Source organism: Lentzea sp. NEAU-D7, assembly GCF_026242055.1.
Classification (GTDB): domain Bacteria; phylum Actinomycetota; class Actinomycetes; order Mycobacteriales; family Pseudonocardiaceae; genus Lentzea.
In genome coordinates this window covers 123,938-143,478 of sequence record NZ_JAPJDL010000023.1, presented here as the reverse complement: position 1 = coordinate 143,478, position 19,541 = coordinate 123,938, and the positions used below count along the sequence as shown (strand labels likewise).

Annotated in this window: 17 protein-coding genes; 7 read left to right on the top strand and 10 right to left on the bottom strand. The window is 71.1% G+C overall.

The features are described from left to right. Position 1: 1 nt before the first annotated feature. The 4 genes from ORI60_RS35740 to ORI60_RS35725 form a co-directional block, all read right to left on the bottom strand. Positions 2 to 691: a type 1 glutamine amidotransferase domain-containing protein gene (locus ORI60_RS35740; RefSeq protein WP_266042429.1), complete on the bottom strand. Its 690-nt coding sequence runs from the start codon at positions 689 to 691 to the stop codon at positions 2 to 4. Positions 692 to 779: 88 nt separating this feature from the next. After that, a complete protein-coding gene (locus ORI60_RS35735; protein WP_266042428.1) occupies positions 780 to 1,367 on the bottom strand; it encodes a TetR/AcrR family transcriptional regulator in 588 nt (195 codons plus the stop codon). 141 nt (positions 1,368 to 1,508) lie between these two features. Beyond that, positions 1,509 to 2,177: a hypothetical protein gene (locus ORI60_RS35730; protein ID WP_266042427.1), complete on the bottom strand. Its 669-nt coding sequence runs from the start codon at positions 2,175 to 2,177 to the stop codon at positions 1,509 to 1,511. Positions 2,178 to 2,364: 187 nt separating this feature from the next. Continuing rightward, positions 2,365 to 3,237 (bottom strand): helix-turn-helix domain-containing protein, encoded by an 873-nt coding sequence (locus tag ORI60_RS35725; RefSeq protein ID WP_266042426.1) that lies wholly within the window; start codon positions 3,235 to 3,237, stop codon positions 2,365 to 2,367. Positions 3,238 to 3,338: 101 nt separating this feature from the next. On the opposite strand from ORI60_RS35725, the gene ORI60_RS35720 reads away from it, so the two are divergent. Together ORI60_RS35720 and ORI60_RS35715 are read left to right on the top strand one after the other, a co-directional pair. Then, positions 3,339 to 4,244 (top strand): MBL fold metallo-hydrolase, encoded by a 906-nt coding sequence (locus ORI60_RS35720; RefSeq protein WP_266042425.1) that lies wholly within the window; start codon positions 3,339 to 3,341, stop codon positions 4,242 to 4,244. Between the two features lie 5 nt (positions 4,245 to 4,249). Continuing rightward, on the top strand, positions 4,250 to 5,707 hold the full coding sequence (locus tag ORI60_RS35715; protein ID WP_266042424.1) for a carboxylesterase/lipase family protein: 1,458 nt from the start codon (positions 4,250 to 4,252) through the stop codon (positions 5,705 to 5,707). 25 nt (positions 5,708 to 5,732) lie between these two features. Here the strand turns inward: ORI60_RS35715 and ORI60_RS35710 are convergent, their stop codons facing one another. After that, a complete protein-coding gene (locus tag ORI60_RS35710) occupies positions 5,733 to 6,434 on the bottom strand; it encodes a type 1 glutamine amidotransferase domain-containing protein (protein ID WP_266042423.1) in 702 nt (233 codons plus the stop codon). A 27-nt stretch (positions 6,435 to 6,461) separates the two neighbouring features. After that, positions 6,462 to 7,313, bottom strand: a complete 852-nt coding sequence (locus tag ORI60_RS35705) for an SDR family oxidoreductase (RefSeq protein WP_266042422.1) — start codon at positions 7,311 to 7,313, stop codon at positions 6,462 to 6,464. A 127-nt stretch (positions 7,314 to 7,440) separates the two neighbouring features. Here ORI60_RS35705 and ORI60_RS35700 point away from each other — a divergent pair, with 127 nt between their 5' ends. Further along, a complete protein-coding gene (locus ORI60_RS35700; RefSeq protein ID WP_266042421.1) occupies positions 7,441 to 8,322 on the top strand; it encodes a helix-turn-helix domain-containing protein in 882 nt (293 codons plus the stop codon). Positions 8,323 to 8,432: 110 nt separating this feature from the next. Further along, positions 8,433 to 8,636 (top strand): hypothetical protein, encoded by a 204-nt coding sequence (locus ORI60_RS35695; protein WP_266042420.1) that lies wholly within the window; start codon positions 8,433 to 8,435, stop codon positions 8,634 to 8,636. 58 nt (positions 8,637 to 8,694) lie between these two features. Here ORI60_RS35695 and ORI60_RS35690 read toward each other — a convergent pair whose 3' ends face one another. Continuing rightward, positions 8,695 to 9,867 (bottom strand): hypothetical protein, encoded by a 1,173-nt coding sequence (locus ORI60_RS35690; RefSeq protein WP_266042419.1) that lies wholly within the window; start codon positions 9,865 to 9,867, stop codon positions 8,695 to 8,697. 456 nt (positions 9,868 to 10,323) lie between these two features. Here ORI60_RS35690 and ORI60_RS35685 point away from each other — a divergent pair, with 456 nt between their 5' ends. The 3 genes from ORI60_RS35685 to ORI60_RS35675 all read left to right on the top strand — a co-directional run bounded on the left by ORI60_RS35685 (position 10,324) and on the right by ORI60_RS35675 (position 17,440). Continuing rightward, positions 10,324 to 10,473 (top strand): hypothetical protein, encoded by a 150-nt coding sequence (locus ORI60_RS35685; protein WP_266042418.1) that lies wholly within the window; start codon positions 10,324 to 10,326, stop codon positions 10,471 to 10,473. A 200-nt stretch (positions 10,474 to 10,673) separates the two neighbouring features. Further along, positions 10,674 to 15,146 carry a HAMP domain-containing protein gene (locus ORI60_RS35680; protein WP_266042442.1) on the top strand — a complete coding sequence of 1,491 codons (4,473 nt, stop codon included), beginning with the start codon at positions 10,674 to 10,676 and terminating at the stop codon, positions 15,144 to 15,146. Then, positions 15,143 to 17,440 (top strand): SpoIIE family protein phosphatase, encoded by a 2,298-nt coding sequence (locus tag ORI60_RS35675; RefSeq protein WP_266042417.1) that lies wholly within the window; start codon positions 15,143 to 15,145, stop codon positions 17,438 to 17,440. Before ORI60_RS35680 ends, ORI60_RS35675 begins: the two co-directional genes overlap by 4 nt. Before the next feature lie 12 nt (positions 17,441 to 17,452). On the opposite strand, the gene ORI60_RS35670 is transcribed toward ORI60_RS35675, so the two are convergent. From ORI60_RS35670 to ORI60_RS35660, 3 genes are all read right to left on the bottom strand, one after another. Then, complete coding sequence (locus ORI60_RS35670; protein ID WP_266042416.1) at positions 17,453 to 18,190, bottom strand: hypothetical protein; 738 nt, start codon at positions 18,188 to 18,190, stop codon at positions 17,453 to 17,455. A gap of 123 nt (positions 18,191 to 18,313) precedes the next feature. Next, a complete protein-coding gene (locus tag ORI60_RS35665; RefSeq protein ID WP_266042415.1) occupies positions 18,314 to 18,766 on the bottom strand; it encodes an ATP-binding protein in 453 nt (150 codons plus the stop codon). A 230-nt stretch (positions 18,767 to 18,996) separates the two neighbouring features. Further along, positions 18,997 to 19,515 (bottom strand): universal stress protein, encoded by a 519-nt coding sequence (locus ORI60_RS35660; RefSeq protein ID WP_266042414.1) that lies wholly within the window; start codon positions 19,513 to 19,515, stop codon positions 18,997 to 18,999. Positions 19,516 to 19,541: the final 26 nt, after the last annotated feature.

Below are 19,541 nucleotides of genomic sequence, written 5' to 3'. Positions count from 1 at the left end.
CTCACGCACCGGCCTTGGTGACGAGCTCGATGAGCGCGTCGGCGGCCGGACCGGAGGAGGCGGGGTTCTGCCCCGTGATCAGCAGGCCGTCGCGCAGGACGTACGGCGCCCAGTCGTCACCCTTGGAGTAGTCGCCCCCCAGCCGCACGAGCTCGTCCTCGACCAGGAAGGGGACCACCTCGGTGAGCTGGACACCCTCCTCCTCGCTGTTGGTGAAGCCGGTGACCTTCTTGCCCCGCACCAGCGGGGTGCCGTCCGCGTTCACCGCGTGCCGCAGGACGCCAGGAGCGTGGCAGACCAGGGCGAGGGGCTTGCCGGCGCGCAGGGTGGACTCGATCAGCCGGATGGAGGTGGCGTCCTCGGCCAGGTCCCACAGGGGGCCGTGGCCGCCGGGGTAGAAGACGGTGTCGAAGTCGTCGACGGAGACGGAGTCGAGGCGGACGGTGTTGGCGAGTGCCTCCACGGCCTCGGAGTCGGCCTCGAAGCGGCGGGTCTCGTCGGTCTGGCTGGCCGGCTCGTTGCTCTTGGGGTCCAGCGGGGGCCGGCCGCCCAGGGGCGAGGCGAGCACGACCTCGAAACCGGCGTCCCGGAAGCGGTAGTAGGGGGCGGCCAGCTCTTCCAGCCAGAAGCCGGTCTTCCTGCCGGTGTCACCGAGCTCGTCGTGCGAGGTGAGGACGAGGAGAACCTTCATGAGTACTGCTCCTTGAATGTTGCGCCGGCCTATTAGACCGGTCGTCTCTAGATGGTCGAAGAACACGGGAGCGCGCCGGCTCGCGGCGCTACACGTGCAGGAGACGGCGAGTGACCGTCGTGACCGCGTCCAGCGGGCCGACGTCGCGGTGGATCTTGGCCATGACGCTCGCGCCGAGCCACATGTCGTACAGGGCCTGCGCAGTGGTACGGGCGTCGTCGTCGACTACCAGCGAGCCGTCCTCCAGGCCGGATGCGATCACCCGCTCCAGGCGGTCGACGATGGCGGTGGTGCCTTCCTTCAGCGCGAGCCGCATCGACTCCGACAGGTCGGCCACCTCGGCGCCGAGCTTGACGGCCAGGCACTTGCCCTGGCACTCGTCGACGCTCTGCGTCTCGCGCCAGCCCTGCCAGTAGTTCATCAGCCGCTGCGCCGAGGTCAGGCCCGGCGCGGTGAGGACGCGGTCCATGTCCGCGAGGTAGTCGACGAAGTACGACCGCATCATCGCCTCGCCGAAGGCGTCCTTGGAGCCGAAGTAGTGGTAGAAGGACCCCTTGGGCACTCCGGCCTCGGAGAGGACCTCGTTGATCCCCACCGCGGCGAACCCCTTGTGCGACATGATCCGCTGAGCAGCGTCGAGGATGCTGCGCCGCGTGTCGCCCTGGGTGCCCGCCATGGGTTCACCATAGCAGCCATTAGACCGGTCGTCTAGCGACCGGAGACCGAACGCCAGACGGCCGGTCGACACCCGCGTCAGACAGATGCCTGCGGGTGTCGACCGGCCGTTGCCGGTGGAGCGGCATGCCGCTCGAAGAGATCAGCAGGTGACGTTGACGGTCGCGCTCTGCTGGAACGACACGTGGACGTGGTCCATGTGGTTGGCCGTGGGACTTCCCCGGTCCTCCATCGGCGACCAGCCGCTGCCGTCGTTGTAGCGCTGGCGCCAGATCACGTAGGTGACGCCGAACGCCCGGCGGTTGGCCAGCACGTGCTCGGCCAGGGCGTTGCCGGTGGCGTTGTCGACCATGAAGTCCAGCGCCAGGCCGAGGGGGTGGTCTCCGGAGCCGCCCCGGCCGGCCGCGCCGCCGACGTCCTCGACGCCGAACTTGCCCGCGAGGTGGTGGCCCACCTGCGCCACGTGGGGCTTCACCCCGTCCAGGGTGGTCGGACAGGGCGGCGGAGGCGGAGGCGGCGGAGGTGGCGGCGCGGTGGTCTCGACAGTCGTCGTGGTCACCGGGGGCGGCGTGGTGGTCGCCGGAGGTTCCGAGGACGACGGTGCCGTGGTCGACGCCGCGACAGACGGCTGGTCCTGGCCGGCAGAGGTCGACGGGGCGACCAGCTGGGCGGCCGCTCCGGCCGGATCAATCGGCTGACCGGAGACGCTGACGACCCAGAAGGTCGCGACCAGGCCCGCCGTGAGGGTGGAGGCGACCGCGATGGGGAGCTTGCGGCTGGCTGTCTGCTTCGTTCTATGTCGGCCCGACATTCGGGAACACCTTGCGTTGGGGACAGGGCATGCTCACACGGCGGCCCACATTACGAAACGAACACGAGAACATCACGGCCCAGTGTTGATGCTCACATTTCCCCTGGTGAGCGCACCGCTACTGGCAGTGACAGCGGTCTCGTCCGCAGACGGTCGCGTCGCACCGTCCGTCGAGGTCACCGGTCCCTCAGCGCGGTTGCGCGTCCGGTCGTCCCATCGCCACGGCCTGCCCGAGCAACGTGAGCGCGGCGGCCGCGGCCGAGCCGGGTTCCGCCGTCACGACGGTCAGCGTCTGGTCGGGGGCGTGCGGGATGCGGAGCGTCTGCTGCTTCACCACGACCTCCCCCGCGACCGGGTGGTGCATGTGGTGCGCGGTGCTGTCGCAGGCCCGCACCCGGTGGTCGGCCCACATCGTCGCGAACTCGGGGCTGCGGGTCGCCAGCTCCCCCACGAGGGCGCTCAGTTCCCGGTCCTCCGGGTGCTTGCCGGCGGTGAGGCGGAGGTTGCCGACGACCGCGCGGGCCTTGACCGCCCAGTTCCGGTAGAGGGCGCGGGTGTGCGCGTCGAGGAACACCAGCCTGGTCATGTTCGGACGGTCCGCGGGGCGTTGCGGGCTGGTGCGGTCGAGGTGGCCCGCGAAGAAGGCGTGGCCCAGGGCGTTCCACGCCAGCACGTCGCCGCGCCTGCCCAGCAGGATCGCCGGCTGGGCCAGCGTTGCGACGAGTTCGGCGGTGTCGGGCGAGACGCGTTCGGGTGGTGGCTTCGGCGCGGTCCGGCGGCGTCGTGGCTGGGCCAGTTCGCGCAGGTGGGAGTGTTCGTCGGCGTTCAGCTGCAACGCACGGGCGAGCGCGGCCACGACCTCCTGCGACGCGTGCAGCGCCTGCCCCTGTTCCAGCCGGACGTAGTAGGAGGCGCTGACGCCGGCCAGACCGGCGACCTCCTCGCGACGCAGCCCGGGGACCCGCCGCCGTTCGCCGTAGGTCGGGAGACCGACCTGTTCCGGCCGCAGACGCGCCCGGCAGGCCTGGAGGTACTCGGCGAGCTGTCCCTGTCCGCTCATCCGGCCAGTATGCGCACGCGGGTCACGCCGAGCCTGACCACGTCAGTGGTAGGCAAGAGCGGGTCTGGCTGGCCACCGCCGGGGTTCGCAGCATCGACGGCATGGACACGATCGAACTGGGTGGCGTCTCCGTCACCCGCGTGTGGGAGTACTACGGCTCGGTGGAGATGACTCCCGAGGTCTTCTTCCCCGAGTCCTCGCGGCAGGCCTGGGAGGAGGGATGGCTCGCGCCGGAGTTCCTCGACCCCGCCACCGGCACCGTGCGTGCCGCCGTCCAGACGTGGCTGCTGCGCAGCGAGGGCAGGACGATCCTGGTCGACACCGGGGTCGGCAACCACAAGGAGCGCCCCTACGCCCCGGTGTGGAGCCACCTCACCACGGACTTCCTCGGCAACCTCGCCCGCGCCGGCGTGCGGCCCGAGGACGTGGACGTCGTCGTCAACACCCATCTGCACATCGACCACGTCGGCTGGAACACCCGCCTCGAGGACCGCGCCTGGGTGCCGACCTTCCCCAACGCCACCTACCTGATGCCGAAGGACGACTTCGACTTCTGGAACCCCGCCAACAACAGGACCGCTGTGCTCGGCCGCGGCAACCAGAACGTCTTCGAGGACAGCGTCCTCCCCGTGCACCAGGCCGGTCTGGCACAGCTGTGGGAGCACGGCCACCAGATCGACGCCAACCTGCGCCTCGAACCGGCACCCGGCCACACCCCCGGTTCCAGCGTCCTGGCCCTCGTCTCCGGCACCGACCGCGCGGTGTTCACGGGCGACCTGGTGCACGCCCCGGTGCAGGTCCTCGAACCGGACGCCAACAGCTGCTTCTGCGAGAACCCCGCCGAGGCCCGCGCCACCCGCCGCAGGATCCTGGGCGAGGCCGCGGACACCGGCGCGCTGGTGTTCCCCGCGCACTTCCCCGGCGGGGGCGCCGTGGAGGTCGTGCGCGACGCGGGCACGTTCGCCATCAAGGACTGGGCGCCCTTCTCCCCCTACGGCCAGAGGTGAGGGCGGTGGAGGTCGTCACCACCCGAGGTGCCGTGCGCGGGCTGAGCCGGGACGGGACCGCCGCGTTCCTCGGCATCCCCTACGCCGCCGCACCCTCCGGTGCCGGCCGGTTCGTGGCACCCGCGGAGCACGAGCCGTGGCGGGAGGTCCGCGACGCCACCGAGTTCGGGCCCACCGCCCCCCAAGCACCGCGCCGGCTCGGCGACGTGGACCTGCGCGCCTACTTCGGTGAGGGCTGGCACGGCGGCGAGGACTACCTCACCGTCAACGTCTGGACGCCGGACCCCGCCGCCACCGGCCTGCCCGTCATGGTGTTCGTGCACGGCGGCGGTTTCGTCGCGGGCTCCGGACGCGCCGAAATGTACGACGGGTCGGCGTTCGCCCGCGACGGCGTCGTGCTCGTCACCGTGAACTACCGCCTCGGTGTCGCCGGGTTCCTCGACGTTCCCGGTGCCCCGGCCAACCGAGGTCTGCTCGACGTCGTCGCGGCCCTGCGCTGGGTGCGGGAGAACATCGCCGCGTTCGGCGGCGACCCCGGCACCGTCACGGTGTTCGGCCAGTCCGCCGGGGCGACCGTCGTCGGCGGGCTGCTGGCCACACCCGAGGCCACCGGGCTGTTCCGGCGCGCGATCGTCCAAAGTGGAAGCGGCCTGGGCGCCTTCTCCCCCGAGCAGGCGTCGATCGTCACCCGCGCCGCCGCCGAGTTCCTCGGCATCGAGGCGAGCGCCGACGCCTTCGCGGAGATCTCCGACGAGCGTCTCGTGGAGACGGCGACCAAGCTCGCGGGCATCGACCTGCGCACCGCCACGCACACCGATCCGCTGGTCGGGCTGAGCCCGTTCAGCCTGGTCCTCGACACGCAGCCGGCGGACGCCACCGTCGCCGGGGTCGACCTGCTCATCGGCACGAACACCGAGGAGGGCAACCTCTACCTGGTGCCGTTCGGCCGGTACGGCAGCTCGACCGGCGCGGACGTGGACGCCGTCGCGGCCAAGGCGCACCCCGACCCGCTGCGGCTGGTCAGGACCTACCGCGAACAGCGCCCGGCGGCCACCGACGGGGAGATCCGCTCCGCCGTCCTGGGTGACGCCCTGTTCGGCGCGGGCACGTGGGCGCTGACCGAGGCGCACGCCCGTCACTCCCGGGTCTTCGCCTACGAGTTCGCCTGGCGGTCACCCGCGCTCGACGGTGCGCTCGGCGCCACGCACACGGTCGAGCTCCCGTTCGTGTTCGGGCGGACCGGCCTTCCCTCGCTGCGCGGGCCGGACAGGCTGCTCGGTGACGGCGAAGCTCCGTCGTCCCTCGTCACGCGGGTCCACGACAGCTGGGTCCGCTTCGCCCGTGCCGGAGATCCCGGCTGGCCGCCCTACACGCGGGATCGGCGCACCACCATGCGGTTCGACGTGGACAGTGGCACGGTCGACGATCCACGCGGTGCGGAACGCGAGGCGTGGGAACGGTGAGAGCGTTCCAACGCTCGTTCGACCGTCACCTCTGCCCGGTCAGGGCGGCGACGATCTCCTCGGCCATCGGGGCGCTCGACGCGGGGTTCTGGCCGGTGAAGAGGTTGTGGTCCTGGACCGTGTGAGCCTGGTAGGCCGGTCCGCCGGAGTGCAACGCGCCCTTGTCCCTCAGCATGCAGGCCAGCAGCCAGGGCGCGTTCTCGGCGGTGCCGAACAGCTCTTCTTCCTCGTCGGTGAACGCCGCCATCCGACGGCCCTCGAACACCCACCTGCCGTCCGCGCCGACCGCGGAGAGCAACCCGGCGGGTCCGTGGCAGACCGCGCCGATGATCTTCCCGGTCGCGTCCGCCTCCGTGAGCAGCCTGCCGAGGTCGGCGTCCTGGTACAGGTCCACCACGGGACCGTGGCCGCCGGGGAGCACGACGGCGGCGTAGCCGGCGATGCCGACCTCGTCGAGCCTGAGCAGCGGACCGAACTCCCGCAGCGCGCGCTCGGCGTGCTGGACGTGGTGCGCGCAGTCCGGCCCCGCGATCTCCGGGTCGGCGCTGTGCGCGTCGAGCGGCTGGAGCACGCCTCCGGGAGAGGCGAAGTCGACGGTGAAGCCCGCCTCGGTGAACTTCTCGTGCGGTGCCGCCACTTCCTCCGCCCAGTACCCCGTCGGGTAGGCGGAGCCGTCGGTGCGCTCCCAGACGTCGGCGGCGGACATGACGATCAGGATCCTGCTCATCTGCTCGTTCCTCCTCGGGAAGCCGGGTCAGGCGGGGAAGTCGCTCGCGGACGCGGTCCGGGCGGCGGCGTCGAGGTTCGCCCGCAGCGCCTGGACCTTGGCCGTGGCGTAGGCGTGGGAGTCGGAGCCGAGGATCTGGCGCAGCGGGCCCTCCCCGGACACGACGCGCTCGATCATCAGCCGGGCGCCCCGGACCGGGTCGCCGAGCTGGTTCCCCTGCAGCGCCAGGTGGTTCTCGACCATCTCGCGGATCGCCGGGTAGGCGGCCGTGGTGGCGTGGGGCAACGCGAGCGAGTCCGTGGTGAGGAAGTCGGTGCGGAAGTAGCCGGGCTCGACGATGGTGACCTTCACGCCGAACTCGGCGACCTCGGCCGCGAGCGCCTCGGTCAGGCCCTCCAGCGCGTACTTGCCGGCGCAGTAGAGCCCCCAGCCCGGAACGGAGGTGAGGCCGAGCACCGAGGACACGTTGACGACGTGGCCGCCGCGCTGCTCGCGCAGGATCGGCAGGGTGGCGCGCAGGACGTTCCACACGCCGATGACCTGCACGTCGAGCATGTCGCGCACGTCGCGGTCGGTGGTCTCCTCCACCGCGGCGAGATAGCCGTAGCCGGCGTTGTTGACGACGACGTCGAGGCCGCCGAAGCGCTCGGTCGTGTTACGCACGGCCTGGGCGACAGCCGCTTCGTCGCGGAGGTCGACGGCGAGCGGCAGCAGCCGGGTGGTGTCGGCGTCCAGTGCGCGGAGGAGGCGGTCGGTGGAACGGGTCGTCGCGGCGACGTTGTCCCCTCGTTCGAGGAGCTGCCGGACGAGTTCGAGGCCGAGGCCGCGGGAGGTGCCGGTGACGAACCAGGTGGCGGGACGATCAGCGGGGAAGGTCATGGCTCAAGCCTGGTGCAGCGCAACGTCGTCCTGGGGCTCATCCCGGGCCCTGTCAGACCTCGGACTCGCGAACCTGGGACTGAGCGGTCCACCCGGGAAACCGGATCTTCGGCGACAATGGGGTGTCATGACCGGTCTCAACCGCGAACTCGCCGACTTCCTGCGCCGCGCACGCGGCCAGGTCGACCTGTCCCGCGCCGGCCTGCCCTCCGACGGCAGGGTCCGCCGGGTGAAGGGTCTGCGCCGCGAGGAGGTCGCCCTGCTCGCCGGCGTGTCCGCGGACTACTACGCCCGGCTCGAACAAGGGAGGCGCATCAACCCCTCCCCGGCCGTCGTCGAGGCCATCGGCCGCGCCCTCGAACTCGACGAGGCGGGGCGCACCCACCTGCGGGACCTGATCGGCCTCTCCTCCGGCCCGGCGCCCCGGCGGTCGCGCAACGCGCAGCGCGTCCGTCCCGGTCTGCGCCAGCTCATCGACGCGCTCGACGGAGAACCGGCGCTGGTGCTCGGCCGCCGCACCGACGTGCTCGCGGCGAACCGGATGGCGAAGGCGCTGTTCGCGGACTTCGACGAGATTCCTCCGAAGGAACGCAACTACGCCCGCTGGATCTTCCTCGACGAGGACGCGCGTTCGTTGTTCGCCGACTGGCACGACCAGGCCAGAGCCGCGGTGGAGAGCCTGCGGTTCGAGATCGGCAAGGACCCGGCCGACGCCGCCACGACCGCTCTTGTCGCCGAGCTGCGCGAACGCAGCCCCGACTTCGACCACTGGTGGGAGCAGCACCGCGTCCACCAGCGCACCCACGGCTCCAAGCGGCTGCGCCACCCGCTGGTCGGCGACCTCACCGTCGAGTACGAATCCCTGGTGCTGCCCGGTGATCCGGACACGATGCTGTACGTCTACACGACGGCGCCCGGCTCGCCGTCGAGGCAGGCCATGGACATCCTCGCCAGCTGGACGGCGTCGAGTCCCGGCGCGAGGCTGAGCCGGTCCGACCCGGAGGCCTGAGCCCGAGGCCGGCGGGAGTGCCTCACGGGACCGAGGTGCAGCCTGCTCTACCTGCAACCGGGAAGCCTGCGGTATCGGCGCAGCCCGCGAACGCCACTAACTTCGTTGTCATGAAAGAAGAAGCGAACCTCTCCCCCAGCCGCAGCCGCGCCCTGCTCGTGGTGGTGCTCGCCGGCAGCCTCGCGGCCAACGTCGCCACCCAGGCCTTCGGCCTGAGCCTCTACGTCAGCGCCGCCTTCGGACTGATCGCCATCGCCAGCGGTGTCGCGCTCTTCTCCAGCTACCGCAAGAACCGCGCGGATCGGCGGAACTGAGCGGACAGCGGAAACGGGCGGGATGAGAACCCCGCCCGTTCCACAGATGATCAGTCGGTCAGTCGTCCTCCGCCTCGGTCACGTTCGTGGCCATCGCGTCGGCGTCACCGCCGTGGCCGCCGTTGCCCGTGTTTCCGCCGTTGGTGGAGCTGTGGTTGACGGCGTCGCCGGAGTCGCCCGTCGACGTGGTGCCGGAGTGCCCGGAGCCCGTGCCGGTCAGGCAGTTGGAGTAGACGCACATCACCCACGCGTCGTTGTCACCCGTGTCACCGGAATCGCCGGAGTAGCCGGTGTTCCCGGACACCGCGGTGTTGCTGCTGACGGCGTGGCCGCCGTTGCCGGACGGCGCGCCGTTCCCGGCCGTGGCGGTTGCCGAGACGTCGGTGTCGCTGTGGACGGCGTGGTCGTCCGATTCGGTCTCAGTCGCGTTTTCCGTTGTGGCCACGGCGTCTCCGCCGTTGCCACCGTTACCGGTGTCGCCGCCGTTGGTGCTGCTGTGGTTGGTGGCGTCGCCGGAGTCCCCCGTGGCCGTGCTGCCGGAGTGGCCGGACCCGGTGCCGGTCGTGCAGTTGGAGTAGACGCACATCACCCACGCGTCGTTGTCGCCCGTGTCGCCGGAGTCGCCGGAGTGGTCGGTGTTGCCGGAGGTGGCGGCGTTGTTGGCGCTGAAGGCGTTGCCGCCGTTGCCGGAGGCCGCGCCGTGGCCGGCCGTGGCGGTTGCCGTGGTCTCGGTGTCGCTGTGGGCGTGGCCGTTGTCCGACTCGGTCTCGGTGGCGTTCGCCGCCGCGGCGTGGGCGTTGCCGCCGTTGCCACCGTTGCCGGTGTTACCGCCGTGGGTGGAGCTGTGGTTGGTGGCGTCGCCGGAGTCCCCCGTGGCCGTGCTGCCGGAGTGGCCCGAGCCCGTGCCGGTCACGCAGGTGGCGTGGACGCACATCACGTGGGCGTCGTTGTCACCGGTGTCGCCGGAATCGCCGGAGTAGCCGGTGTTTCCGGACGTCGCGGTGTTGGCGCTGACCGCGTGGCCGCCGTGCCCGGAGGGTCCGCCGTGCCCGGCGATGGCGGATGCCGCGGTGTGGTGCCCGTACCAGTCACCGGAGTTCAGGTGTCCCGCACCGCTTGTGCGGAACGGGTGGAACGCGCTGGTGTCGGCACTGGCGGTCGGACCGCCGGCCAGAACCAGACCACTGGCCGCGACTACGGCCAAGAGGCCTGTTGTGACGTTCTTGCGCATGGTCTTCCTTTCATGCGTGGCGTCTTCTGGTGCGGCCGCGCGGTCCGTCCACGGCCCGGAGCACGTCAGCGTCCGTTCCGCAGGTCCCACCTGCCGCCGCGCCGGTGTTCCGTGCAGAAACTCCCTCCGCTCTCGAACGGATCACCGTGGTTGCGCCGTTTGGAGTAGCCGCATCGGACTGGCGAAAACCTGCGGAACATCTGCCAGCTGAACGGGCGACAAGCGGTACGCCTGCGCCGATGATGGCGACCACCTGACAGGGGTGGTCCACCTCGGACAGGGGACGCGTGACCGGATGACCGGTCACCCGCCGCCACCACGAGCCCGCGGGACGGTGCGCACCGCCGGCCCGGGGCTCCGCGGCGGAACGGACCCGGCGTCGACCGGCCGTCGCGGAATTCCGCTCCAGCACAACGGTTCCGCCGGCGTGATCACCGCCGGCATTCATCCGCTCGGGTGAACCGCGGTGGCATCCGCTCCACGAACCGGCGCGCCGCCGGGCTCGGGGAAGCGGGCGGCACGGGCGTCTGCCGCGCTGCCGCGGGCCACGGCACCTGCGCCGACGTGCGGGAGATCGCGCACGTCTCCCCCGCACGGCAACGTTGATCGCGAACGGGAGACCGGGCCGCACTTGTCCGGACGTCGTTGAAGTAAGGTCGTTCGGTTCGTCGAGGTGCGCTTGAAAAGCCAGGTGTCCCCTCAACACCTTAGTTTCCGCCCCTGTCGTGGAGGCAGTAGGAATGAGTGGCACTACGGCCAAGGCCGACCGTTCCGCCGGTCAGACCGCCGCACGAAGAGCGGCCGACATGCCGGAGCTGCGCCAGTTGCTCGCCGGGCTCACCGCGGTGCGCGACGGCGACTTCGGCATCCGCCTGCCCGACGACTCCGACGGGTTGCTCGGCGAGATCGCGACGGTCTTCAACGGCATGGTCGACCAGCTGTCGCTGTTCACCTCCGAGGTCACCCGCGTGGCCCGCGAGGTCGGCACGGACGGCCGGCTAGGCGGGCAGGCCGAGGTGCCGGGCGTGTCGGGCACGTGGAAGGACCTCACCGACTCGGTGAACGCCATGGCCGGCAACCTGACGAGCCAGGTGCGCGACATCGCCCAGGTCGCCACCGCGGTCGCGCGGGGCGACCTGAGCCAGAAGATCGACGTCGACGCCCGCGGCGAGATCCTCGAGCTGAAGAACACCGTAAACACGATGGTCGACCAGCTCTCCAGCTTCGCCGACGAGGTCACGCGAGTCGCGCGTGAGGTCGGCAGCGAGGGCAGGCTCGGCGGGCAGGCCGAGGTGCCCGGTGTCGGCGGCGTGTGGCTGGACCTCACGAACTCCGTGAACTTCATGGCGGGCAACCTGACCGACCAGGTCCGCAACATCGCGCAGGTGACGACGGCGGTCGCGCGCGGCGACCTGAGCCAGAAGATCACGGTCACCGCGCGGGGCGAGATCCTCGAGCTCAAGAGCACCATCAACACGATGGTCGACCAGCTCAGCTCGTTCGCCGACGAGGTCACCCGCGTCTCCCGCGAGGTCGGCACCGAGGGCGCGCTGGGCGGCCAGGCCGACGTCAAGGGCGTGTCCGGCACCTGGCGCGACCTCACCGACTCGGTGAACTTCATGGCGGGCAACCTGACCGCCCAGGTCCGTTCCATCGCCCAGGTCGCGACGGCGGTCGCCAGGGGCGACCTGAGCCAGAAGATCAACGTCAACGCCCGCGGCGAGATCCTCGAGCTGAAGAACACGATCAACACGATGGTCGACCAGCTCTCCTCGTTCGCCGACGAGGTCACCCGCGTCTCCCGCGAGGTCGGCACGGACGGCCGCCTCGGCGGCCAGGCGGACGTCAAGGGCGTGTCCGGCACGTGGAAGGACCTCACCGAGTCCGTCAACGTCATGGCGGACAACCTCACCGCGCAGGTGCGCTCCATCGCGCAGGTGACGACGGCGGTCGCGCGAGGCGACCTGAGCCAGAAGATCCGCGTCGACGCGCGCGGCGAGATCCTGGAGCTCAAGGAGACCATCAACACGATGGTCGACCAGCTGTCCGGCTTCGCCGACGAGGTCACCCGCGTCTCCCGCGAGGTCGGCACCGAGGGCAACCTGGGCGGCCAGGCGACCGTGCGCGGTGTCTCCGGCACGTGGAAGCACCTGACGGACAACGTGAACGTCATGGCGTCCAACCTCACCAACCAGGTGCGGTCCATCGCCCAGGTCGCCACCGCGGTCGCCAGGGGCGACCTCAGCCAGAAGATCACCGTCGAGGCCAAGGGCGAGGTCGCCGCGCTGGCGGGCGTCATCAACACGATGGTCGACACGCTCTCCGCGTTCGCCGACGAGGTCACCCGCGTGGCCCGGGAGGTCGGCACCGAGGGCATGCTCGGCGGTCAGGCACGCGTGCCGAACGTGGCGGGCACGTGGAAGGACCTCACCGACAACGTCAACTTCATGGCGAACAACCTGACCAACCAGGTCCGCAACATCGCCCAGGTCACCACCGCCGTCGCGCAGGGCGACCTGACCAAGAAGATCGACGTCGACGCCCGCGGCGAGATCCTCGAGCTGAAGACGACGATCAACACGATGGTCGACCAGCTGTCCAGCTTCGCGGCCGAGGTGACCCGCGTGGCCCGCGAGGTGGGCAGCGAGGGCCGGCTGGGCGGCCAGGCCGAGGTCGAGGGCGTCTCCGGCACGTGGAAGCGGCTCACCGAGAACGTCAACGAGCTCGCCGGCAACCTGACCCGGCAGGTGCGGGCGATCGCCGAGGTGACGAGCGCGGTCGCCGAGGGCGACCTGACCCGGTCGATCACCGTCGAGGCCTCCGGTGAGGTCGCCGAGCTCAAGGACAACATCAACTCGATGGTGGGCTCGCTGCGCGACTCCACCAAGGCCAACCAGGACCAGGACTGGCTCAAGTCCAACCTGGCGCGCATCTCCGGTCTCATGCAGGGCCGCCGCGACCTCGCCGTGGTGGCGGAACTGATCATGGACGAGCTGACCCCGCTGGTGTCCGCGCAGTTCGGCGCCTTCTACCTGGCCGACGACATCGACGACCACCAGGAGCTGCGCCTGATCAGCTCCTACGGGCACCCCGACGACGCCTCCCGGCCGACGCGGTTCGAGTTCGGCCAGTCGCTCGTGGGCCAGGCGGCCCGCAGCCGCCGCACCATCGCCGTGGACGACATGCCCGCCGACTACGTCGCGATCTCGTCCGGGCTCGGGCGGACCGCGCCGGTGAACCTCGTCGTGCTGCCGATCGTGGTCGAGGACCAGGTGCTCGGCGTGATCGAGCTGGCGTCGGTGCACCACTTCACCGACATCCACCGCGACTTCCTCGAACAGCTGATGGAGACCGTCGGCGTCAACGTCAACACCATCATCGCCAACGCCCGCACCGACGAGCTGCTGGCGGAGTCCCAGCGACTCGCCGGCGAGCTGCAGTCGCGCTCGGGCGAGCTCCAGGTGCGGCAGGAGGAGCTGCAGCGCTCCAACGCCGAGCTGGAGGAGAAGGCGGCACTGCTCGCGACGCAGAACCGCGACATCGAGGCGAAGAACCTGGAGATCGAGCAGGCGCGCCAGGAACTGGAGACCAGGGCGCGCGAGCTCTCGCTGGCGTCGAAGTACAAGTCGGAGTTCCTGGCCAACATGAGCCACGAGCTGCGCACCCCGCTCAACAGCCTGCTCATCCTCGCCCAGCTGCTGGCCCAGAACCCGAGCCGCAACCTCACGCCCAAGCAGGTCGAGTACGCGGGCATCATCCACTCGGCCGGCTCGGACCTGCTGCAGCTGATCAACGACATCCTCGACCTGTCCAAGATCGAGGCCGGCAAGATGGACATCACTCCGGAACGCGTCTCGTTGCGCCAGCTGCGCGACTACGTCGAGGTGACCTTCCGGCCTCTCACCTCCCAGAAGGGGCTGAGCTTCCAGCTCACGACCGCGCCCGGCACCCCGCCGGAGCTGGTCACCGACGACACGCGCCTGCAGCAGGTGCTGCGCAACCTGCTGTCCAACGCGGTGAAGTTCACCGAGACCGGTGGCGTCGAGCTGCGCATCGAGCTCGCCGACCCGGACCAGCTGCCGCCCGCGGTGCGCGAGCACGGCCCGGCGATCATGTTCCGCGTCAGCGACACCGGCATCGGCATCGCCGAGCACCAGCTCGAGTCGATCTTCGGTGCCTTCCAGCAGGCCGACGGCACCACCAGCCGCAAGTACGGCGGCACCGGCCTCGGCCTGTCGATCAGCCGGGAGATCGCCTACCTGCTCGGCGGCCTGATCACCGCGGAGAGCACCCTCGGCAAGGGCAGCACGTTCACCCTCTACCTGCCGGTGCGCCGCGAGGACTTCCCCGAGAACGCGCAGGACCTCCCCGAGCAGGAGGCGTCGGCGCTGCCGGCGGCGGCCGCACCGACCGTCGCCAACGGCCACAAGCGCAGGCTGCTCGTGATCGAGGAGAAGTCGCACGGCCTGCTCTCGCTGGTCGCGCAGAGCGCGGTGACCGACCTGTCCGCGAGCGACGACCCGCGTGGCCCGGTCGACGTGGTCACCGCCGTCGGGCAGGAGGAGGCAGCCGCGGCGCTGGCGACCGAGCCGTGCCACTGCGTGGTCCTGGAGCTCGACATGCCCGACGGGGCGGCGTTGCGCTTCCTGGACGCCCTCGACGGCGACGCGGCGACGGGCACGGTTCCGGTGCTGGCCCACCACAACCGCAGGCTCGCCGCCGAGTACGAGCAGCAGCTGCACGAGCGAGGCAGCTCACGCCCGTTGGAGATCCTGTCCAGTTTGGACGAGCTGCGGGAGCGGATCGCGTTGCACCTCAACGCCAAGGGCCCGCAGGACGTGCTGCCGCTGGTGCGGCCGGAACAGCCGGGCCAGCCGGTGGTCCACGAGGCGAACGGCCAGCTCTCCGGCCGCACCGTGCTGATCGTCGACGACGACGCCCGCAACCTGTTCGCGCTGAGCAGCATCCTGGAGCTGCACGGCGTGCGCGTGCTGCACGCGGAGAACGGCAGGGAGGGCATCGAGGCCCTGGTCGCCAACCCGGAGATCGACCTGATCCTGATGGACGTGATGATGCCGGAGATGGACGGCTACGCCGCCACGACGGCCATTCGCGCCATGCCGGACCACGAAGAGCTGCCGATCATCGCGGTGACCGCCAAGGCCATGCCCGGCGACCGCGACAAGAGCATCGCGTCCGGTGCCAACGACTACGTCACCAAGCCGGTGGACGCGGACGAGCTCATCTCCTGCGTACGCCACTGGATGCGTCAGCGGTGACGGCCGACGGGACAGGCGTCGACCGGCTCGCGGGTCTGGTCGAACGCCTGCGGCGCGAGCTCGAGGAGAGCCGGGAGGCGGCGGACGGCCGGGCGCTCGTCGAGCTCGCGAAGGGCATGCTCGTCGAACGGCTGCGCTGCGGCCCGGCCCAGGCCGCGGAGCAGCTCGCCCTGCTCGCCGAGCGCGCCGGCACCACCCAGCTCGAACTGGCCGTCGACATCATCAACGAGGCGTCCGGCGACGACTTCGTCGCACGGGTGCCGGCGACGGCGGACCCCGGCGACCGGGCCGCGATCCGGCTGCGGACCGCGGAGAGCGGTGCGCTGCAGGCGGACGACACCCAGGCCGTCGCCCAGTCGCTGTTCGCGCACGCACTCGCGCCTCTGGGCGCGGCCGCGGTGGCGATCTGGTCCGCGGGGGCGGACTCCTCGCTCACCCTGGTCGGGCACGCGGGATTCGCGGCGGGCGAGGCCCAGCGCTGGCGCTACGTGCCGCCCGGCGTCGCGACGCCCGCACGGCGGGCGCTCCTCGACCGCGACGCGGTGTGGATCTCCGATCTCGGCCGGTCCGGTCTGCCGTCCGTCGGCGCGGACCTGCCCGGTCGCGTGGCCGTTCCCGCGGGCACCGGGGGCCGGATCACCGGTGTGCTGGAGATCTGCTGGCCCGACGTCCTCGAACCGCAGCCGCTGAGCGTGCACAGGCAGGTGGAGGCCCTGGCGGAGCTGTGCGCCGCCACGCTCGACTTCACCAGCCCGCTCGGGCAGATCGAGCACGTGACGTCCGCGCCGGCCGAGCTCGCGGACCTCGCCGACGGGCTGCTCGACCCCGCGCTCGTGCTGGGCCCGGAGATCTCCGCCGACGGCACGCTCACCGACTTCCGGGTCCACCACGTGAACAACCGGTTCGTCGACCTCGCGGGCAGGCCGCGGGCCGCGGTGGCGGGAAGACTGCTGCTGGAGGCCTACCCGCTGGCCGCGGCGGAAGGCGACCTGTTCGACAAGATCGAGCGCGTGCACGCGACCGGTGAGCCGTTCCGGGCCGAGCGCATGACGCTGGCGGCCCTGGTCGACGAACTGCCGCTCACGGTCACGGCGAGTGTGAGCGTCACCCGGCACGGCGTGCTCGTGCTGGTCGTGTGGCGGGTGCAGGACGAGGCAGCCCGGCTCGCCAACCTCCTGCAGCACGCCCAGCGCCTCGGCCGCATCGGCGGGTTCGAGGAGGAGCCCCAGCACGGCAAGGTCATCTGGAACAGCCAGCTGTACGCGCTCTACGGCCTCCCGCTGACCGCCGATCCCGTGCCGCTGTCCGACATCACCGAGCACGCCCACCCGGACGACCTCCCGTCCCTCAACGGTTTCCTCCGCAACGTCCAGCACCTGCACCGGCCCGCGTCGGCGGCCTTCCGGCTGCACCGCGCCGACGGCGTGACCCGGCACGTCCGCGTGATCGCCGAACCCGTGCTCGACTCGCAGGGCGCGCTGCTCGCGATCCGCGGTGCCTACCAGGACGTGTCGGCGCAGCACTGGACCGAGGTGGCGCTGTCCGCGGCCCAGGACCAGCTCGCCATCACCGCCCAGGAGGTCGAGGAGCACAACAGGCTGACGCTGCGGCTCCAGCAGGTGATCATGCCGCCGACCCATCCCACCATCGACGCGTTCGGGTTGCGCGTCGCCGTGCGCTACCGGCCGGCGGCCCAGGAGGAGCTGGTGGGCGGCGACTGGTACGACGCCGTCGTGCTGCCGACCAAGCAGATCCTGGTCTCGGTCGGGGACATCACCGGCCACGGCATCAAGGGCGCGACCGGAATGGTGGCGCTGCGCAACGCCCTGCGCGGTCTCGCCGCCACCGGCGCGGGGCCGGGCCAGCTGCTCAAGTGGCTGAACCTGGTGGCGCACCACCTCACCGACCACATCATCGCCACCGCGCTCTGCGGCGTGTACGACCCGCTCACCCGCGTGCTGCGCTGGGCGCGGGCCGGCCACCTGCCCCCGGTGCTGATCAGGAACGATCGTGGCGAGCTCCTGCCCATGCTGCCCGGTCTGCTGCTGGGCGCGCTGGCGGAGGTGTCCTACCAGGAGGGTGAGGTGCAGCTGGAGCCCGGCGACACCTTGCTGCTCTACACCGACGGCCTTGTCGAACGCAGGGACGTGCCGCTGGACGAGTGCCTGGAGCGCCTGTGCGACGCGGTCTCGGGTCCTCCGCGTGATCTGGAGGCTTTGCTCGACGAGCTGCTCGCGACCAGTGACTCGAACACCGACGACGACACGTGCGTCGTCGGCATCCAGTTGCTCTGACCGCCCGCTCGGTCAGCTCTGGCACCGGCAGCGGTACCGCTGCCCGGCGCCGAGCCGATCGATCACGTCGTGCGCGACCACCTGCCCGGCGGCGGACGGGTGCACGCGCTCGAAGCGGTCGCCGCCGCCGGGAACAGGGCTCGGGGTCCACACGAGCAGCTCGATCTCGCAGTCCGGGTGCTCGGCCCGCAGCCGTGCCGCGACGGCGTCACCGGCGTCAGCGGTGTTGACGCCGCCCTCAGGTGATTCGGCGACGACGACGGCCACCAGGTGCGTGTCGTCCTCACGCCAGACGTGCAGCGCACGTGGTCCACAGTGGCGAGAGTCGGAGAACGTCCACTGTGGCTCGTCGCGGATCAGCGTCGCCCGCGGCCTGTCCTGCGGGACGCGGGTTCCGCTCGTGCCCCGCGCGCAACGCAGCCGCGCGAGCTGTCGGAGCAGGTCGTGGCAGACGGGCTCCACCTCGGCGACGAGGTCGGCCAGCTCGTCCAGGCCCGGAGCGTCCGGGTGGTCGAGGCGCCAGCGCGTCAGCTGACGCACCATCTGCCTGTGCCCGGCACCGACGTCGTGGTACTCGTCCTCGAGCTGGTCGCACCACGAGCTGTCCGCCTGGGCCGGTGTCATCCCGGCCAGCTCGCGGGCCAGAGCGCGAGCCTCGCTGAGCTCGGCCCGCAATCCCGCCACCGCGACGGGGAGCATCTCGATCCCCAGCTCCGAAGGCTCCCGACCGGCCGCCCGTTCACTTCCCACTCACCGCACGATACGAATGTCCGGTCACCACGAACGAAACAACACCCGCGCGAACGCGCAAGTTCGTCAATCCGGGCGACAAGGCCTTTCACGACCGCCGCTCCCCCGACCTGCGCGGGTGGCTCAGCAGGAGACCGACGCGAACACGGTCTTGCCGCCACCGGCCCGGCGCCGGATTCCCCACGCCTTCGCCAGGTTGTCGACGACCACGATCCCCCGGCCGCGGTTGTCGTTCGGCAGGCGGGAACGGCCGTACACGGGTGCCGCGGCCGAATCGTCGTCCACCTCGATCGTCACCGCACAGGGCGTCTGACTGCGCAGGACGCGCAAATGGCCGACGCCGGGCGTGTGGTCCAGGACGTTGCTCACCAGCTCCGTCATCACCAGCAGGACGTCGTAGAGGTGGTCCTCCCCGAGGCCCTGCAGAGCCGAGGTGAGCTCACGGCGCAACGCCGACACGGCGACGCCCGGACGCACCGGCAGGTCCAGCACGAGAAGCTCGGGCGGTGTCATGAGCACGTCCAGGTCATCGCAGAACGGTTCGACGGACCCGCCGGCGGCCGGCAAGACGGTCATACCGTCAGGATAACGGCATTCAGGTCGTTACCGGGTGTCCGCACGGGCAGGCGACTCGTGAGGCAGGCTGTTGCTCAAGGCAGTCGACGCCACCGGCAGGCGGCGGGCGCGACCACCGAACACGGAGGTGCGAGTGAGCAAGCGGTGGATCCAGGTCACGGCGGTCGTCATCGCCGTCGCGCTCACCCTGAGCGCGCTGTACTACCTGTTCGCCAGCCTGTGACCAGCCGTCAGAGCAGGGGGCCGGGGGTCAGTGGCGCGGGGATCCGGGTGATCCGCTCGTCGCGCGCGGTCTCGGTCTCGACGGGCTTCGGCGCGCGGACCACGACCACCGGGCACGTCGCGTGGTGCACGCAGTACGAGCTGACCGAGCCGATGATCGCCTCCACGATCGGCCCGTGCCCGCGACTGCCCACCACCAGCAACTGCGCGTCCCGCGACGCCGTGGTCAGCGCCGTCCTCGGGTCGCCCTCGACCAGCACGCGCGAGATCTCGACGCCGGTGAACTCCTCCACCGCCCCGTCCAGCACCGCCTGCTGAGCGGCCCGCCTGTTCTCCGGCGACAGCTGCAACGCGATCTCGGCCGACATCGACCCGATGGCCATGCCGTAGTCCATGTGCCACGCGGAGACCGCCTCGACCCGGCAACCCCGCAACCGGGCCTCGTTCACCGCCCACCGCAGCGCCTCCTCGGAGGCCGGGGACCCGTCCACACCGACCACCACGGGCCGGGACTCGTTCTCGCTCATGCACTTCAGCGTCGCGGACCACGACG

Coding starts and splice junctions, on each gene's coding strand:
- ORI60_RS35700 (WP_266042421.1), top strand. CDS start 7,441: ATGACCGGTCTCAACCGCGAACTCGCCGACTTCCTGCGCCGCGCACGC.
- ORI60_RS35705 (WP_266042422.1), bottom strand. CDS start 7,313: ATGACCTTCCCCGCTGATCGTCCCGCCACCTGGTTCGTCACCGGCACC.
- ORI60_RS35665 (WP_266042415.1), bottom strand. CDS start 18,766: ATGACCGTCTTGCCGGCCGCCGGCGGGTCCGTCGAACCGTTCTGCGAT.
- ORI60_RS35680 (WP_266042442.1), top strand. CDS start 10,674: ATGCCGGAGCTGCGCCAGTTGCTCGCCGGGCTCACCGCGGTGCGCGAC.
- ORI60_RS35740 (WP_266042429.1), bottom strand. CDS start 691: ATGAAGGTTCTCCTCGTCCTCACCTCGCACGACGAGCTCGGTGACACC.
- ORI60_RS35725 (WP_266042426.1), bottom strand. CDS start 3,237: ATGAGCGGACAGGGACAGCTCGCCGAGTACCTCCAGGCCTGCCGGGCG.
- ORI60_RS35690 (WP_266042419.1), bottom strand. CDS start 9,867: ATGCGCAAGAACGTCACAACAGGCCTCTTGGCCGTAGTCGCGGCCAGT.
- ORI60_RS35695 (WP_266042420.1), top strand. CDS start 8,433: ATGAAAGAAGAAGCGAACCTCTCCCCCAGCCGCAGCCGCGCCCTGCTC.
- ORI60_RS35730 (WP_266042427.1), bottom strand. CDS start 2,177: ATGTCGGGCCGACATAGAACGAAGCAGACAGCCAGCCGCAAGCTCCCC.
- ORI60_RS35710 (WP_266042423.1), bottom strand. CDS start 6,434: ATGAGCAGGATCCTGATCGTCATGTCCGCCGCCGACGTCTGGGAGCGC.
- ORI60_RS35660 (WP_266042414.1), bottom strand. CDS start 19,515: ATGAGCGAGAACGAGTCCCGGCCCGTGGTGGTCGGTGTGGACGGGTCC.
- ORI60_RS35735 (WP_266042428.1), bottom strand. CDS start 1,367: ATGGCGGGCACCCAGGGCGACACGCGGCGCAGCATCCTCGACGCTGCT.
- ORI60_RS35720 (WP_266042425.1), top strand. CDS start 3,339: ATGGACACGATCGAACTGGGTGGCGTCTCCGTCACCCGCGTGTGGGAG.